Genomic DNA, 16671 nt, shown 5'->3' on the forward strand with positions numbered 1-16671 from the left:
ATATCAGGCCACGCTGGGTCAGTTCTCAGTGGCAATCAACAACAGCCAATACACCAAGTGCAAATGTCGTCATACCGACGACTGTGGATGTCACACTATAACGACGAAGGGATATGGCCTCTCTCATCTCAAAAAGCGCGAGTACTGCTGAAAAAATGCCAAAAAAGCCCGCGATGACCAGTCCGGTATGTCTTCCAGGACTATTTAGATATAACTCAATTGCACCGGATAGTCCGCCGAGCATGCCACATAGGGTAAATGTCCTTAGGCCAGCCGTTCTTTGCCCTGGCATTTCGTCGCGGTCGCGCCAATGGCGTTCCACGCCGACGATTGCACCAATCGCTATAGCAAGACCAAGACGTTCGAAGAGGACAATTGTATCCATTCCAGGGCGCCGGAGCACAAGTTGAAGTTGTTACGTTTATAGCATGAACTTCTGGTCCTGACGCGGAACAAGGCTTGTCCAGCCGAGTTGTCGTTCGATCCTGACCCGCAAGGCGTCAGATGCTTCAGGTTCCCCATGTACGATAAATATTCCTTTTGGCGCTCTTTTAAAACCAGATAGCCACCGTATCAACTCAGTTGCATCCGCGTGCGCCGATAGCATTTCCAATGAAACAACCTCCGCATTGATCGGGATCCAGGAGCCGTAAATCTTCAATTCTCTGCTGCCGTCTCTTAGTGACCGTCCCCGCGTTCCCGCTGCCTGGAAGCCTGCGAGTAAAATCGTATTTCTGGGGTCGGGCCCGAAAGATTTCAAATGATGAAGAACTCGTCCTCCCGTAGCCATTCCAGATGCGGAGATAACAATTTTTGGAAGAGAACTGGCTGTAATAGCTTTCGAACTGTCGACATCGTTGGTATAGCGTGCGATGCTAAAAGCTCTGCGGCAAGCCTGCGGGGACAACCGATGATCGGAAATATGGGCGCTCATCAACTCTGTCGCATCAATGGCCATGGGGCTGTCAAGATAGATCGGTATACCGGCAAGTCGTCCGCTTTCTTTCAATTTCCATAGATGGTAGAGTATTTCTTGGGCCCGACCTACAGCAAAAGCTGGTATAATTAATGTACCCCCACGTTTCAATGTTCGTTCTGCTACATCCCCCAGTGCATCAGTAGCATCAATTTCGGGATGACGACGATCACCGTAAGTGGATTCGATAATTACGTAATCAGCATCCGGAGGAGTCTCCGGGTCTCGCATTATTGGATCATTATATCGACCGATATCTCCCGAAAAAACTATCTTCTTGCCGCCCCAGTCAATCTGCACGTTTGCTGCGCCGAGGATATGGCCCGCATAGCGAAAATGAACTCGCGCACCGTGGTTAAGCAGAGCAGTTTGATTAAACTCAACCCTGGAAAAGTGTTGTAATGCCCTGACCGCGTCTTGCACGGTATAAAGGGGAAGAGCGGGCTTGTGTTTTGAAAGTGAATGTCGATTAAGAAGCTCGGCATCTTTTTCCTGGAGATGAGCGCTATCTTTTAATATTAACTCTGCAACGTCCCGGGTAGCAGGTGTCGAATAGATTTTGCCTCGAAATCCGTCATGAACGAGCTTGGGCAGATACCCACTATGATCCAGATGCGCATGCGTAAGGACCACCGCATCTATCGCGTCTGCGGGAAGGGGAAGGCTGGCCCAGTTAAGCTCGCGAAGATTTTTCACCCCTTGGAAGAGCCCGCAGTCAACAAGGAGGTTGTTGTGGTCGAATGTGAGCAGGAATTTTGAACCGGTAACTGTCCCCGCTCCACCCAAAAACTTCAAAGTTACCAACGATAAGCTCCCTCAATGAAGGGTTAATCGGATCCACTCTGGAAGGTGACCTGCTGTATCATTATGAGAAGATACAGGCCTTCCAATTTTCTCTGTCATGAAGAGAGCGTTAACTTAGAATTAACTCCATTCCGGTTTGTGATCGCCTTTCCAAGTCATCTGCATCGTATTGAACCGCATGAAAACATACCACCAGTCCGACAGAGCACACTTCCAACAGAGCTTTTCTTTTTCCATGCCAAATTCTTGAAAGAGTCGAATACTCCGGTTATCGCAGAACTAAGCTTGGAAAAATGTATTCCGGTACGTTACTTCGTTTTGCCATGAGTAACCTTGGTTTATGATCTCCATCAACGAATATCTTTCGCTAACTCATAACTTATTATTATCAAAGGTGGTCGAGGTGTTACACCACGGTGCCGACGCCTCGACCTGTCCCGTCCGATGGCGCCATTCGGTTTCGTACTACGGAACAAGGAAATGTTAGCAGAGTCCGCGTGAATGGCTTTGATGTGGATCAAAATTTTACCGTGATTTTTTTTGCGCAGTTATCGGTGATTGAAAGCAAGGCTGCTTCAATGCGGTCGAGGCTCCGCACTGGAAAGCAGACGCCTCGACCTACCCCGCCATAGGTACTCGGTGACTTTGCGAGGCAATGTTGAACTTAACAAAACTGAGAAATATGACTTTGACGTAGATCAAGACCGAATCGCTTGACCCGCCGCCATGTATTAGTTCAAGAGCGAAGACGTGGAAGACTTGTCCTCACTGTCGTCGAGCGCCGCTTTGGGCGCAATAATGTTCTGGAAAAGCCTATTTAGCGGCCTACCGATCTGGTTCAAGCTTCATCTCGAATGACGCCGTATTCCTCCTCGAAGTTACTGCAGTGGAACAGTGTTCCGTGCACCAGTGTGCAGACGGCAGCTCCACGCGAGATCCTGAGCCAGATGCTCTAACCTGAGAGCGTCCGCTTTCTAAAAAGGGCAGATCCAGCCGCGGTATGGAGCAAACTCAAAACTTCATAAAATTTCGGGCAAGGTCAGAGCCACAGTCCAATGCTATACATCAAATCATAGGCTCGTCTACTTCGCGAAATCAAATTCCGGGTTATCATTTATCTCTGTATGTCTTTTGTCCTTAGTGCCTCATCGCTGGCGGAAGTGTGGGGTCAGCTATAAGCCAAGGAATCCGGACCTGATCCGTTTCATGCATGCTCTCTCGCGCGCAATGGTATCGCGCCGGTCAGCCCCAACCGTAATGTACGGTATACTATAATCAATTTCATCTGTTAGGGATTGACTGGGATCAAGTCTGATTCAAGACTTTTGTGCAAAGATGAAATGCGAGGTTTTTTCGGTCGTGGAGCGACCATGGCGCCTGGGTGATCCGAGCAATTGACAAAAGTCGAGGTTCTAGTGATGTACACGCGTAATGCCTATATGCCTATAGCCACCTATCCCGAGGTAGTTGCGGACGGGGCGGTGCTGGCGGCTACGAGTTACGCAGCTGTGCTTGGAGGCACACTCCACGTCACGACGTTCGCGGTCGATATTCCTTATATGTCCTCGGGGTTGGGCGACTTTTTTGTCGACGTCCCGGGTCTGGCCCGTGCGGTCGAGCAGAAGAGCAAAGCCGAATGCCATCGTCTGCATGCCCTGGTTCAAGAGCATGCGGGAGAGAGGCTTGATGTTTACTGTACGACTAGAACGGCTGTGCTCGGCGGTGTGCTGGACGCAGCTGCCGGACAAGCACGATATTTCGACGTTGCGTTGCTTCCTTGGTCAGGGGAAACAATGGTTGCTCAAGATATGGCCCAGGCTGTCGTGTTCGGTTCGGGCCGACCGACCATCCTGGTACCGCCGTCCGCCCGCGCTGCTGCCCTTAAACATATCGCGATAGCCTGGGACGGAGGACGGGTCGCTGCACGTGCGCTCGGCGATGCTCTGGCACTGCTAGCTGAAGGCGGCCGCGTCTCAGTGCTGACGGTTCAGGACGAAAAGCCACTGAGTGGGTCAAATCTCGCTGGAACTCTGGCTTCCTCGCTGGAAAATAGGGGGATCCGCGCCAAGCCTATCACAATTACACTGGGCGAAAGATCCGTTGACGAGGCATTGCAGGACGCTGCCTTGACCGAAGGGGCACAGATTCTGGCGATGGGAGGCTTCGGCCATTCCCGTATACGCGACTTCATTCTTGGTGGCGCAACGAGGGGGATATTCACGCAGGTCAGACTTCCCGTTCTGCTTTCTCATTGAACACTGATTGCGAGCCTGAGGTGGTTACTCATGGATAACAGCAATCTAAGTGGGTGACGCAGTTCGGATTTACCTCTTCAACGAAACGCGCAGTATAGGTGATGCGGACTGCAAAAGCGAAACTCGCGAAAAGCAATCTGCGTCTCGATTGATCACGGCCGGAAACATTGCTGTGCGGTATGCCGCAGGCTGATATCCGTGGAACATCTGGCCGTCGGCGCGGGCCTTACTATTCTTTCATTGATCTGCGAGAGCTTGTGTCGCTATGCTTCAATAACTTGTGATCCGTCCAAATGCGCTCACTGGTCAGCCAGGTCTGTCCCGCGAGCAGCGGCAGCATACTGCATCCGATCGCTAACGCCCATCCTTTGGAACCAATGGGCGCAATTTGCAGAGCAGCAGCGAAGACAGGCAACACAACGGCCCCGAGTATGAGGCTGAGACAAAGCAGGAGCGCAAACCAGACGAGGCGGTTTCGTACCACTGCATTCCGCCATGGACCACTGTGGCTGTGGTGCATGTTAAAGACGTGCCAGAGCTGGGCAAACGCGATAGTGAGGAAGGAGATCGTCGTCGCCTCCTGCGCCTCAAAACTGAAGCCCTTGGTCGCGACGATGAGCGCGATTAATGTGCTTACCGCAATCGCCAGACCATAGCCAACGACCCTACGCCACTGTGCGGCCGAAAGCATCGGCTCTTTCGGTGGACGTGGCGGACGGGCCAGGACGTCCCCTTCTCCTTTACCTGTGGCGAGCGCGAAGGCCGGGAAGACATCGGTCAGCAGATTGAGGAATAATATCTGTAGCGGCGTCATTGGCAACGGCAGGCCGGCAAATATGGCAAGCACGATCACCAGCACCTCAGCGAGATTGCAGGAGAGCAGGTAGATCGAGAAGCGACGAATGTTGTCGAAAATGATCCGCCCCTCGCGAACCGCGTGGACAATGGTGCTGAAAGCATCATCGAGCAGCACCATGTCGGCCGCTTCGCGCGCCACGTCGGTACCTCTGCGGCCCATGGCGACGCCGATATTGGCTTTGGCTAGCGCTGGCGCATCGTTAACACCATCGCCGATCATGGCGACCACCTGGCCTTGGCGCTGAAACCGGTCGATCAGATTGAGTTTCTGCTCTGGAGTCACGCGCGCAAAGACGTTGCAGTTGACTTTTTTATCACCTCCGACTTCCGATGTTTCCTCAAGCTGAGGCAGTTCTGTCCCGATTGTCACAACTGCATCGGGTCCTGAAATGCCGACAGCACGGGCGATGCTGAGCGCTGTGCCGGGATGATCGCCGGTCGCCATCACGACGCGGATACCGGCACTGCGCAAGGCAGCCACAGCTTCCGCGATATCGTGCCGTGGAGGATCGCGAAAGGCCACAAGACCGAGAAAGGAGAGACCCCGGGCAACTGGTTTGTTCAGCTCTGCAACCGGATCAATGGCGACGGCGAGCACACGCAGGCCATCGGCCGCCAGACGCTCGGCACGAGCGAACCATACTGCCCGTGTAGTGTCATCCAGTGCCTCCACCTCGATACCGATCCGATCAGCTGACGCCAGCACTTCTTCCGGCGCACCTTTGACGGCTGCCAAGTGGCCATCGTCGTGGCGGTGTATAGTCGCCATTCTCTTTGTCGCCGTGTCGAAGGGTTCTTCAGCGACTTCCGGATAGTCGTCGAGCTGCTCGCTGCGATGGAGGCCTGCAAAACCCCCGGCACGCAGGAGTGCCACTTCCATCGGGTCTCCTGTGCCAGAAGCGCCATGGCGCTCATATTCTGCGTTCGAGCAGAGCACCCCAATCAGTAGTGCGCGCAGCAACCCCTGATCGTTGGCGGGATCGATCGGTTTCTCGTCTTTCAGAAAAATGGCGCGCGAGTGATCAATCATGAACTCGCCCGAAGGGGTTAAGACTCTCTCAACCTCCATCCGGTTCTCGGTCAGAGTACCCGTCTTGTCGGTAAGAATGAGCGTCGTGGAACCAAGCGTCTCCACTGCCGCCAGGTTCTCTACGATTGCGTTGTTTGCAGCCATTCGCAGCATGCCACGCGCAAGTGTCAGTGTGGCAACGATAGGCAGACCTTCTGGGATCGCCGCTACGGCGAGCGCTATCGCCGTTTCCACCATCACAAAGATGGGCTTCCCGGAATAGACCCCGGCCGCAGCCACTACGGTGGCAAGCACGAGTGTGAGCAAGATCAGATGACGGGAGAGGAGCGCCAGTTGTCCCTCCAGTGGGGATTCGCCACTCTCGGCCCCCTCGATAAGATCGGCGATACGTCCGATTTCGGTGGCCTGTCCTGTACCGGTAACAATGGCCACTCCGCTACCGCGCACGACATGCGTGCCTCTGAACAGCACGGCGCTCCGATCGGCGAGCACAGCCAATTCGGGATTGGCATCGACACCTTTGTCTACCGGGAGGGATTCACCGGTGAGTGCAGACTCGTCAACGCTTAATGCTGAACTGCTTGCGCATCGCATATCGGCCGGTACGACATCGCCAGCTTCGAGAATCACTACGTCACCGGGTACAAGCACGTCGGCGGGAACCTGACGGGATTGGCCATCCCTTCGCACGCGCGCGTTGCGTGTCACGAGTTGCCTCAGCGCTTCCATTGAACGCAAGGCCTGTCGCTCCATACAATAGCCTATAGCCGCATTGACCACGAGTACGGCGGCAATTGCCGCGGCCTGTTTCCATTCCGCATATACGAGCGAGAGCACCATCGCGCTCACGAGCAAGACCACAACGGAACTGGCAAACTGTCGCAATATCAGAGCCAAGTCGGTGACGGGCTTGCGCGCAGCAACTTTGTTCGACCCAAAAAGGTCAAGCCGCCGGTCTGCCTCCTCCTGAGTCAGGCCAACTGTCACGTCCACATCAAAATGGTCGGCAACAGCCGCTACCGGGAGGGCGTGCGATCGGAACGGCAGGGTGCCCGCCTTGACGGATACGGGTTCCATAAACAGCTCCACTTTTTGAGCATGGACGCTCGCGACATACTGAAATCCATGGGCCAGACTAACCTGCCTTGAAAGCGGGTTACCTTGACCTGGGTCAAGTGCCACATACCCGCGAACGCAGGCGAAATGATAGTGTCAAGTGTCTCCGGGTACGTACAAACCAGAGCTGAGTCGATGCCGGTCTGTTGAGGCACAGCACTGTAATCGGCGTGACACGGCAGCAATGCTGGCTTTCCCAGTTCTAATGCCACAGTTCGCAGACCCGGTGAATGAATTTGACCAAGCTTAATCCATTCTGTCGGTAAGCCTATTCTTGTCGGAGAGCGGTCGGCCTGTATTGGCGTTCAGAGTTGCACTGGGCTATCTGTTCTTTCCTGCATTTGAGCCAAATCAAGTCCCGATAGCCTTACATATGGAAAAATGCGGAACTGGGCCGTCTCGCGCAAGGAGGAAATGCCCTTGTCCCACATCGTTGTGCTCGGTGCCGGCCTTGGTGGCGTCATGGCCTATGAAATGAAGGAGAAGATGTCGTCGTCCGACAAACTGACGGTCGTCAATCTTGGTTCGGTTTATTCTTTTGTCCCGTCCAACCCACGGGTGGCTGCGGGTTGGCTTAACCCAGAGGTTGGGCGAAATATAGTTTCAATATCAGTCACTTCTACGTGGACAATCGAGCTTCAAATGCTGCCTCACGCTTGAGGGAAAGATATATTTCTGCTGATGTCGGGAAGCACGGCCTAGGAGTTCATTTGGAAAATATGAATTTTGCTTCAAAGCCGTCTTCCTTGCCAAATGCAGGGGAGAATAGTTCTAACCGACCGCCTGCTCCACCTGCAATTGTTCTGGCAATGGCAAGACCAAGCCCCGCACCACGCACCAGAGCCTGGCCGCGCTCGAACGGCTCGCTCAACCGAGCCAGTGTTTCGGGAGGCACGGTGGGGCCGGCATTGATAACACGTAAAACACCTTCGGCGGTTAGGAATACGCTGATCGGCATATTCTGTGCGCCGTGTTTGAGTGCGTTTTCGATCAGGTTTCGCGCCAGTATGGCAAAGGCATCCGCATCTATGCTCTTAAGCACCGGGTAATCAGGGAGAGCCAACTCAATGCGACCGACAGCATCGGTAGATCCGTTGAACTCGCCTACAACTAATCGAAGGATTGCAGCAATATTTACTGGCTTTTCGGCAAGGAGCCGTCCGCCCTCGGCTCTTGCCAACTGCATCAGCTTTTCTGTCAAGCGAGAGAGGCGGCGCAGCGCTGTTTCCATGTCGTGCGCACGTTCGCGCGTGGTGGCATCGGGCGCCTCGATGATCAGTCTTTGCGACTGAGCGAGCGCCGCTGCCAGTGGGGTGCGCAACTCGTGGGCCGACTTGGCCGCAAGACTGCGTTCGGCTTCCAGAGTCAGTTTCAAACGCTCCAACAGCCGATTTACTGCTTTGGCGACAGTGTCAATTTCGGAGGGAAGGCCATAGACGGCGACCGGATCAAGATCTCCGCTGCCACGTGCCTCGATCTGATCGCGAAAACTGCGCACCGGAGCCATGGAAAGACGTACGATGAGCCAGACACCGATCAAGCCAAGGGGGACGGCTAGGGCGAGAGGTACGGCAAGCGTGTATAATATGTGCATCGCCGTTTCGCGCCGGTGGGAGAGGGGTTCAGCGACAGTAATTGTGAGGCTACCCTGCATTGCGGCGTCGGAGTAGAGCCTGTGAGTTGGCGTGCTGCTGAAACCCATTATTGAATAGGGCGGAAAAATGGTCACATCCGCATTATGTGAACGCATCTGTACGGTTCCGGCTGCGTCACGGACCACATAAGTGAAATATTCGTCGTGCTGGCGCAGGGTGGCAACCCGCTGTTCGGTGTCGTCGGCATCGCGTCCCAGTATCTCAAGCGCTGCGACTGGCAGAATGCGCTGCGCCGTTTCTTCCAGGGCGCTGTCAAAGGCCATATTCAGTTCGTGGCGCAGAAGCTGCGCTGTCACAATGGTGGTAATGACCCACAGCAGGGTCGCACCGAGTCCGAGCCAGAGCGAAAGTCTCCATTGCAGGCTCTTCGGTTGTATCATTTCGCGTTTCCAAGCCGATAGCCGATGCCGCGAACCGTGTCGATGATCCCGTGCCCAAGCTTTTTACGGAGGCGGCTGACATGGACCTCAATCGTATTGCTCTCAACTTCCGAACCGAAGGCATAGAGCCGGTCTTCGAGTTGCGACTTGGTCAATGCAATGCCGGGTCGCTGCAAGAAGGTTTCCAGCAGCGCCCATTCGCGGCTGGTCAGTTCAATGGTGCGTCCTCCTTGCCTCACTGTCTTGGCGGCCAGATCGATCTGGAGGTCGCGCATTTCGACCAAAGGGTTGGGATTGCCGCTATAGCGTCGTGCAACAGCGTTCAGTCGCGACGAAAGCTCTGCCAGATCGAACGGTTTGATCAGGTAATCGTCGGCCCCGGCGTCGAGACCTTCGATCCGGTCGGAAATCTGATCCAGCGCCGTGAGAATAATGACTGGCGTGACGCTACCTTTGGCGCGAAGATTGCGCAAAAAATTGATACCCAGCCCGTCGGGAAGCATCAGGTCCAACAGGATTAGGTCGTAGACTGCCGAGCCGACATGCTCGGTTGCGTCGTCGAGGCGGGTCACCCAATCCACGGAATGGTTGACAGCGATATGGTCGCGAACGGCCTTGCCCAGGATTATATCGTCTTCGATCAACAGGACGCGCATCCAATAGCACCTTTTATTCGATAGAAAACGGGAACCCGTGTCGTCTGGTCAGATGCGAACATATTCTAACTGAAGCCGTAAGCTGTCATTCCTCTGACGTCATATCCTTGCCAGCTTCAGCTGTTCGTCAGAAATGGCTGGCATTGTTCTCTTCAAAGCGCATTGATCAGGAACAATGATATGATGGTAAATTACCTTGCGGCAATCTCCTTTTTATTGATCGCAGCAGGAAGCGGCGTGGCGCGAGCCGATGATGACTGCCATGTATCGATGGACAAGTGGCAATCCAGGGACGCGGTTCAGGCCATGGCTACTTCTCGCGGCTGGACCGTGGCGCGGATCAAAATCGATGACGGCTGTTATGAGGTCCGTGGCTCCGACAAAACCGGAATTGCTTTCAGGGCTAAAGTTGATCCGGCTACGCTTGCTATAGTCAAAATGAAACACAAGGATCGCGAATACGATCACGACGATGACCGCCACCGCAAATCAAGACATGACGAAGAACAGCGGTCAGGCGCTGTGCCGGACACGCCCTCCAGCCCCTTGCTCGAGAAAAACTCACTGCCAAATGTCGTCGTGAAATAAGCCATCGCGCTTACCATTGAGAGCGCCTTCATCCAAGGAAAGACTTGTGATGCCTCGCAGTCCTGATCGTTATTCAAAAAGCATGGTTGTGATTCACTGGCTCACCGCCGCGTTGATCCTCGGAGCATGGTTCACGTCGGTGGGTGGACGCAGTATGGCGGAGAATCCGCCTTTCTTGCATTTTTCTCTAGGGCTTGCCGTACTCGTGCTTGTGTTACCTCGTCTCTTTTTGCGGCTTTCCGGTGCAGCGCCGTCAGAATCTCCGGCGCAAGGCACACTTGCCCTTGCGGCAAAGGCGGGCCATGCAATCCTCTATTTGCTGCTGATCGCCTTGCCGCTAAGCGGCTGGTATGCCGCCTCGCGGATGGGAATAGCGATATCCTTCTTCGGTATTTCCGTGCCGGCCATTACGGCCCCAATGCAAGGCTCCCCCGGATTGATCGCCGAATTTCATGAGAATGCCGGCACCATTATTCTTTATCTGGCCGGCCTTCATGCGCTGATAGCGATATGGCACCAGTTCATTCTTCGCGACGGTACACTTAAGCGTATGTCGCTGCACCGATAGCTGGCGGATTTACTGTAAATGCTTGACGCGGCGGACCTGCTGGCAGGTCCGCCGTTTTCGTTTATCGCGGTTTGGAGCGGTTCATTTCTTACAAAGCGCTGAAGCAGAAACCGCATCGGTGTCAGGTGGTGTTCAGCTCTTCTTGCGAGAGTAGCGGGCATAAGCGCGGATCGATCGAGGTCCGCGTGCCGTTTCTTTGAAAGAGGCAGACTGGCATGAAAGCACTTCTTGCAGCATTGGCAATGACCACGGCGCTTACGCTTCCGGATATCGCAATGGCCCGGTCCGTAACACTGACAACGACGCTGAACAGTTATGGCGGTGACGGCGCGTATCTCGCTTATTACATCATGGATGCTGAGGGTAAATATGCCGGTAGCCTTTGGATGGCTGGCGGCAAATCCAAATATTACGAACACCTGTCCGGATGGTATCGTGCAACGGGTGGTAATACGAGCGAGATCAACGGTATCACCGGCGCGAGTGTCGGTGCGGGTCGTACGCTTGAAATCACAGTTGATTTGGCCGACGCGTTTTTTGATGCGGGCTACACATTGCACGTCGACGCTGCTGTGGAAGACATGCGCGACAGTCCCAATGAGGTGGTTATACCACTCACATCCGGCGGTGCGAAAGCTCCAGTCCAAGGACGGCGTTACATCGCAACAGCCGATTATTCTCTATAATCGGTGACCGCCATGTTCCGAGTTATCCATCGTTGGGCGGGACTTCTTCCCGCGTTGCTCCTGATTGTGCTCAGTATCAGCGGTGCAGCCCTGTCGATCTTTCCCGCTGTCGAAAGTGTCTCGTCTCCACAGGGGGAGTTGACACTTTCGACCGCCGATCTGGCGGCGCGTGTTCAAGCGGTCTATCCGCAAGTAGAGCAAATCCGGCGGACGCCGTCCGGCCGGATGACGGCCTATTGGTTTGATAACGGTGCGCCCCGGGCGACGGTCATTGACCCCTCTACTGGTCAGGGTGCCGCGTCCGCCGATCCCAATCCGGTCGAACGTTGGCTGACAAGTCTGCATCGTTCGCTCTTTCTCGATGATAGCGGCCGCATTGTCATGGCTGCTGGTGCTGCCGCCATGCTGGTGCTGAACCTGACCGGGGTGGCGCTTGTCGTACGACGGGTCGGAGGCTGGCAGCGCTGGTTTTCGCGCCTGCGTGGCCCGCTTTCCGGGCGTCTGCATGTTGAAATCGCTCGGCTGGCCGTAGCGGGACTTTTCCTTTCGTCTGCAACGGCCCTGTGGATGACGGCTTCCACCTTCGATCTCTTGCCGGACGGCGCGGTGTCGCCGGTCATGCAGACCGAGGCAAGCGGCCGGACCGGAGCGCTACCGGCTACGATGGAACCGTTGCGGCAGATTCAGGTTGCGCAATTGCGCAGCCTGTCATTCGCCGATCCGTCTGACCCCACGGACATTCTCACCCTCAAGACCGACCGGGGAACCGGTTATATCGATCAAGGCACGGGCGCGCTTCTCGGCTGGAGCGATCTGACTGGGTGGCGACGCCTGTCGGAAACAATCTATATGCTGCATACAGGACGGGGGGCTTCCGTTTTGGGGCTGCTCCTTGGCCTGATGGCTCTTGGCGTTCCGGTCATGGCGGGTACGGGCGTTTTTCTCTGGTCCGACGGGCGTCGCGGAAGGCCGCGCATTCACGAAAACTGTGCAGCAGGACGAGCGGAGACAATCATTCTCGTCGGCAGTGAAGGCGGTAGCACATGGGGTTTTGCAGCAACATTGCATGCGGCGCTGTCCAATTCTGGCCAGACGGTTCACGCTGCGCCGATGTCGGCCTTTGATCCAGGCCGTTATCGGCAGGTCCGGCGCATTATCATTTTGGCCGCTACCTATGGCGAAGGCGATGCGCCCGCTTCGGCCAAGGGGTTCGTTGAAAGGCTCTCGCTTCAGGCAGCGGATTCGGCAATTCCGCTGGTTGTGCTCGGGTTCGGCGACAGTAGCTTTCCTGCCTACTGCGGTTTCGCGCGGGCGGTGACGGAGACGGCGCATGCCGCCGGATGGAGAATGCTCATACCCTTTGACACAGTGGACCGTCAGTCGCCGCAGGCTTTTGCCCGATGGGGGCGGAAACTCGGTGCTGCGGTGGGCATAGACCTGGAACTCACGCACCAGGCCGTTCAACCCGCCGCCGTCCCGCTTACGCTTGTGTCGCGCCGTGATTATGGTGCCGAAGTGCAAGCGCCCGCAGCAATCCTGCGCTTTGCCTTGCCGAGGCTTTCCTTCTGGCAGCAATTGCGTGGCTGCGGACTGGGGCGCTTTGTGGCCGGCGATCTCCTCGCCATCGTTCCTTCGGGATCAACCGTTCCCCGGTTTTACTCACTGGCTTCTGGACGCAACGATGGCTTTGTCGAGATCGTCGTGAGAAAACATCCGGGAGGGCTATGCTCTTCCCAGCTCTTGGAACTGGAGCCTGGAGACACGATCAGCGCTTTCCTGCGTCGCAATCCAGATTTCCATGCGGAGGATAGAACACATACGCCCCTGATATTGATCGGTGCCGGAACCGGAATCGGGCCTTTGGCGGGCTTCATCCGCGCCAATACGCGGCATCGCCCGATCCATCTGTTCTTTGGAATGCGCCGGATGAATAGCGATTTTTTCTATGGCGACGAACTCCGCGAATGGAAGCAGAAGGGGCAAGTTGCGCAGATTAGCTCTTGTTGTTCACGCGGGAAAATGCCGCGCTATGTGCAGCATGCTCTTCGGGAGGAAGCCGATGAAGTCACTCGGCTGATTCAGGAGGGGGCGCGGATCATGGTGTGTGGCGGACGCGATATGGCCAACGGAGTCTCGTCGGTTCTTGTCGACATTCTGGGTTCCACAGGGCAGACATTGGCCAATCTCAAGGCGGAGGGACGTTATGTCGAAGACGTCTACTGAGATGCAACGTTACGCTTTGAGCGGGCCTACCATGGGTACACGTTGGTCGGCATTGTTCTCTCAAACAGCGGGGTTCGATCCCCAACCCGTTCGGGTCGCACTTCAGGCGGCAGTGGACGCAGTGGACGGTGCAATGTCCACGTGGAAGCCCGATAGCAGACTGATGCAGTTGAACGCCGCGCCGGTGGGACGCTGGATAAAGGTGCCGCAGCAACTGCTGGACGTTTTGCGCCTTGCGCTCGACATTGGCCGTGCATCAGGCGGCGCGTTTGATATTGGTATGGGCGACGCCGTGAGCGCTTGGGGTTTCGGGCCTTCGGAGGCTCACCGGGAGCAGATACGGGCAGCGCTTGAGCGCAAGCGCCGACCCGCTCATGAAATCCTGGAACTGGATATCGAGGCAGGAATGGTGCGAAAGACAGCTCCCGTTTCGCTCGATCTCAATGGAATTGCCAAGGGATATGGCGTGGATCGTCTGGCGGATGGGTTGCTGACTTTCGGGATTTCGTCCGGCCTCGTCGGAATCGATGGGGAGGTGCGGACGCTCGGGTTGCGTCCAGATGGCAGTCCTTGGTCGATTGCAGTAGAGGCTCCTGACTATGATCGTCGGGCAGCTCATTCGGTTCTCGCCCTTCAGGATGCGGCGGTCGCCACCTCGGGCGATTATCGGCATTGGATTAATGTCAACGATTACCGCCTGTCGCACACCATGGACCCAAGTCGCGGTGCTCCCTTGATGGGGCCTCCGGCGTCAGTCACCGTCGTGACAGGTACCTGTGCCGAAGCGGATGCATGGGCAACAGCGCTAATGGTGCTTGGTCCGAAGACCGGCGCGGTACTGGCAAGGCGGTTACGCTTCAATGCTCTGTTCTTATTGCGTGCTGGAGGAACAGCAATTCGGTGTGAAGCTGTAGGTGACTTATTCACCAGTTCACATTCTGATTTACCATGACGTCCATTTGCCGATGTTGGGTGAGATTCTCAACGCCCGAAGCGCATTGAGGATGACAGCGACGTCAATTATCTCCTGGAGCAATGCACCCTGAACAGGTTTTAGATAACCGAACGCTGCTACGATCATGGCGATTACAGAAAGACCAATCCCAACCACAACACTTTCGACAGCAATACGCCTTGATCGCTTGGCAATTTCTATCCCGGCGCGAAGTCTGTCTATTCTATCTACGAGAAGAACGACATCGGCCGCTTCTGCCGAGGCCGCCGTTCCCCTCGCACCCATGGCAACGCCGACATCAGCCGCTGCAAGTGCGGGCGCGTCGTTGACCCCGTCTCCGACCATCATCACGGGGCCGTTCTTACGCTCGCTGAGCACGGTCAGTACCTTTTGATCGGGTGAAAGCTCGGAGTAGATGGCATCAAGCCCCAAGCCCTTGGTAATGCGTTTGGCCACTGCAGCACGATCACCTGTCGCCAGCACTAATCGCTTTACGCCGTCCTTGCGTAAGCCGCGTAACGTATCGACCACTTCGCCGCGCAAGGGATCGGCCATAATGATATAACCCGCGATGCTGCCATCTATCGCGACTGCAATCAGTGCCGCTCCAGCTTCTGTATGGGGGATTTCACTCAGTTTCGCATTGACCTGTCTCTCAACGAAGCTGTTTCCGCCGACAACGACGCTTTTGCTATCAACCCTGCCAGCCACGCCATCTCCTGCCAGTTCGCTGACGTCGGTCGGCAATACAAGATTTATACCGCGCCGCTGAGCGGCCAGTACAAGAGCCTGCGCCATCGGATGTTTGGATACCTGGTCTAGGGAGGCGGCGAAACGCAGTAGATCATTTTCGCTCAATCCTGGCTGCGCGTTGATTGAAGTAATTTGTGGGCGGCCGTCTGTCAGTGTTCCAGTCTTGTCCAGCACCAACGTGTTGATACGAGTCATGTTCTCCAATGGACGAGCACCCTTCACCAGTACGCCGAAATGAGCGGCGCGCGATAGTCCGGCAACAAGAGCGACAGGTACCGCCAGGATGAGAGGACATGGCGTCGCCACGACGAGAACGGCGACCGACCTTATCGGGTCTCCCGTGAAAAACCATGCGCAGAAGGCGATTAAGACAGTCACTATCAGAAAGCCGATAGACCATTGGTCTGCCAGCCTCGACATTGGGGCTTTCGAATGCTGGGCCTCTTCTACGAGGCGAACGATGCCAGCGTAGGTGCTATCTTTTGCTTCGTGTCTGGCAACAATATCGAAGGCATCGCCAGCATTCACTGATCCGCTCAACACATCGGCTCCGGATGTAAGCGAAATCGGAAGTGACTCTCCCGTCAAAGCAGACGTGTTTACGAAAGCTTTTACTGAAGTTACACTTCCGTCAACGGGGATGACGTCTCCCTGACGGATCAAAAGGCGGTCACCCGGGCGAATAGTATCAACGGCAATCTCGTCGAGATGGTCATCGATATAACGCATTGTCGTTCGGGGTACACGAGACAGCAAAGCGTGCATCTCACGGCGTGCCCGTCCTTCGGCAAAGCTTTCAAGAAAGGCCCCGCCGGTATACATAAGGGCGACAATCGAAGCTGCCAGCATTTCCCCAAATGCCAGAGCGGCCGACATCGACATCGCCGCGACGATGTCCAGCCCGAACTCCTTTCGCAATAGACTTCGGAGAATTTCGACGAGCAAAGCCGCTAGCACAGGCAGAGTGGCTATAGTCCAACTTAGCCGTGCCCCGTATGAGTAACCGGAGAAATGCAAGCCAAGCCCGATCACAAGTCCGCACAAGGCAAAAATCAAAAGGATTGTCTTTGATCGATCTTCACCCAAGTACCGCATCTTTGTGGTCTTCCAAGCTACAGAATGAGCGTATTATAATGCGCATTGTCCGGCGTCTTGCCAACGATGATCA

General features: G+C 55.5%; 13 protein-coding genes. 7 read left to right on the forward strand and 6 right to left on the reverse strand.

Annotated features, from left to right (window positions below; translation table 11 throughout):
• Positions 1 to 25: 25 nt before the first annotated feature.
• Both CES86_RS16900 and CES86_RS16905 read right to left on the reverse strand, forming a co-directional pair.
• On the reverse strand, positions 26 to 385 hold the full coding sequence (locus CES86_RS16900; protein ID WP_094514956.1) for an MgtC/SapB family protein: 360 nt from the start codon (positions 383 to 385) through the stop codon (positions 26 to 28).
• A 36-nt stretch (positions 386 to 421) separates the two neighbouring features.
• Positions 422 to 1780, reverse strand: a complete 1359-nt coding sequence (locus CES86_RS16905) for an MBL fold metallo-hydrolase RNA specificity domain-containing protein (RefSeq protein ID WP_094514957.1) — start codon at positions 1778 to 1780, stop codon at positions 422 to 424.
• 1418 nt (positions 1781 to 3198) lie between these two features.
• On the opposite strand from CES86_RS16905, the gene CES86_RS16910 reads away from it, so the two are divergent.
• Positions 3199 to 4035: a universal stress protein gene (locus CES86_RS16910; RefSeq protein ID WP_094515066.1), complete on the forward strand. Its 837-nt coding sequence runs from the start codon at positions 3199 to 3201 to the stop codon at positions 4033 to 4035.
• A gap of 229 nt (positions 4036 to 4264) precedes the next feature.
• Here the strand turns inward: CES86_RS16910 and CES86_RS16915 are convergent, their stop codons facing one another.
• Positions 4265 to 7000: a cation-translocating P-type ATPase gene (locus CES86_RS16915; RefSeq protein ID WP_094514959.1), complete on the reverse strand. Its 2736-nt coding sequence runs from the start codon at positions 6998 to 7000 to the stop codon at positions 4265 to 4267.
• A 459-nt stretch (positions 7001 to 7459) separates the two neighbouring features.
• Between CES86_RS16915 and CES86_RS16920 the strand changes: the two genes are divergently transcribed.
• A complete protein-coding gene (locus tag CES86_RS16920; protein WP_143851086.1) occupies positions 7460 to 7699 on the forward strand; it encodes a hypothetical protein in 240 nt (79 codons plus the stop codon).
• 46 nt (positions 7700 to 7745) lie between these two features.
• Here the strand turns inward: CES86_RS16920 and CES86_RS16925 are convergent, their stop codons facing one another.
• Both CES86_RS16925 and CES86_RS16930 read right to left on the reverse strand, forming a co-directional pair.
• Positions 7746 to 9074 carry an ATP-binding protein gene (locus CES86_RS16925; protein WP_094514960.1) on the reverse strand — a complete coding sequence of 443 codons (1329 nt, stop codon included), beginning with the start codon at positions 9072 to 9074 and terminating at the stop codon, positions 7746 to 7748.
• The gene (locus tag CES86_RS16930; protein WP_036586921.1) at positions 9071 to 9730 is read right to left on the reverse strand and encodes a response regulator transcription factor; all 660 of its coding nucleotides are present in this window, start codon (positions 9728 to 9730) and stop codon (positions 9071 to 9073) included. The genes CES86_RS16925 and CES86_RS16930 overlap by 4 nt, the downstream gene beginning before the upstream one ends.
• 180 nt (positions 9731 to 9910) lie before the next feature.
• On the opposite strand from CES86_RS16930, the gene CES86_RS16935 reads away from it, so the two are divergent.
• The 5 genes from CES86_RS16935 (at position 9911) to CES86_RS16955 (ending at position 14747) form a co-directional block, all read left to right on the forward strand.
• Positions 9911 to 10318, forward strand: coding sequence for a PepSY domain-containing protein (locus CES86_RS16935; RefSeq protein ID WP_235819934.1), 408 nt, complete (start codon positions 9911 to 9913; stop codon positions 10316 to 10318).
• A 49-nt stretch (positions 10319 to 10367) separates the two neighbouring features.
• Positions 10368 to 10886 carry a cytochrome b gene (locus CES86_RS16940; RefSeq protein WP_094514961.1) on the forward strand — a complete coding sequence of 173 codons (519 nt, stop codon included), beginning with the start codon at positions 10368 to 10370 and terminating at the stop codon, positions 10884 to 10886.
• Between the two features lie 215 nt (positions 10887 to 11101).
• Positions 11102 to 11572, forward strand: a complete 471-nt coding sequence (locus tag CES86_RS16945; RefSeq protein ID WP_094514963.1) for a DUF2271 domain-containing protein — start codon at positions 11102 to 11104, stop codon at positions 11570 to 11572.
• A 12-nt stretch (positions 11573 to 11584) separates the two neighbouring features.
• The gene (locus CES86_RS16950; protein WP_094514964.1) at positions 11585 to 13795 is read left to right on the forward strand and encodes a PepSY domain-containing protein; all 2211 of its coding nucleotides are present in this window, start codon (positions 11585 to 11587) and stop codon (positions 13793 to 13795) included.
• Entirely contained in the window at positions 13776 to 14747 is a 972-nt protein-coding gene (locus tag CES86_RS16955; protein WP_063620596.1) for an FAD:protein FMN transferase, read from the forward strand. Before CES86_RS16950 ends, CES86_RS16955 begins: the two co-directional genes overlap by 20 nt.
• Here the strand turns inward: CES86_RS16955 and CES86_RS16960 are convergent.
• Positions 14739 to 16598, reverse strand: coding sequence for a heavy metal translocating P-type ATPase (locus CES86_RS16960; protein WP_094514965.1), 1860 nt, complete (start codon positions 16596 to 16598; stop codon positions 14739 to 14741). The genes CES86_RS16955 and CES86_RS16960 overlap by 9 nt on opposite strands.
• Positions 16599 to 16671: the final 73 nt, after the last annotated feature.

Source organism: Brucella lupini (assembly GCF_002252535.1).
Lineage (GTDB): Bacteria > Pseudomonadota > Alphaproteobacteria > Rhizobiales > Rhizobiaceae > Brucella > Brucella anthropi.

What these genes read in the sequence shown, in the direction of transcription:
- CES86_RS16900 (WP_094514956.1), bottom strand. Translation starts at nt 385, where the DNA reads ATGGATACAATTGTCCTCTTCGAACGTCTTGGTCTTGCTATAGCGATT.
- CES86_RS16910 (WP_094515066.1), top strand. Translation starts at nt 3,199, where the DNA reads ATGTACACGCGTAATGCCTATATGCCTATAGCCACCTATCCCGAGGTA.
- CES86_RS16915 (WP_094514959.1), bottom strand. Translation starts at nt 7,000, where the DNA reads ATGGAACCCGTATCCGTCAAGGCGGGCACCCTGCCGTTCCGATCGCAC.
- CES86_RS16925 (WP_094514960.1), bottom strand. Translation starts at nt 9,074, where the DNA reads ATGATACAACCGAAGAGCCTGCAATGGAGACTTTCGCTCTGGCTCGGA.
- CES86_RS16930 (WP_036586921.1), bottom strand. Translation starts at nt 9,730, where the DNA reads ATGCGCGTCCTGTTGATCGAAGACGATATAATCCTGGGCAAGGCCGTT.
- CES86_RS16935 (WP_235819934.1), top strand. Translation starts at nt 9,911, where the DNA reads ATGATGGTAAATTACCTTGCGGCAATCTCCTTTTTATTGATCGCAGCA.
- CES86_RS16940 (WP_094514961.1), top strand. Translation starts at nt 10,368, where the DNA reads ATGCCTCGCAGTCCTGATCGTTATTCAAAAAGCATGGTTGTGATTCAC.
- CES86_RS16945 (WP_094514963.1), top strand. Translation starts at nt 11,102, where the DNA reads ATGAAAGCACTTCTTGCAGCATTGGCAATGACCACGGCGCTTACGCTT.
- CES86_RS16950 (WP_094514964.1), top strand. Translation starts at nt 11,585, where the DNA reads ATGTTCCGAGTTATCCATCGTTGGGCGGGACTTCTTCCCGCGTTGCTC.
- CES86_RS16955 (WP_063620596.1), top strand. Translation starts at nt 13,776, where the DNA reads ATGTCGAAGACGTCTACTGAGATGCAACGTTACGCTTTGAGCGGGCCT.
- CES86_RS16960 (WP_094514965.1), bottom strand. Translation starts at nt 16,598, where the DNA reads ATGCGGTACTTGGGTGAAGATCGATCAAAGACAATCCTTTTGATTTTT.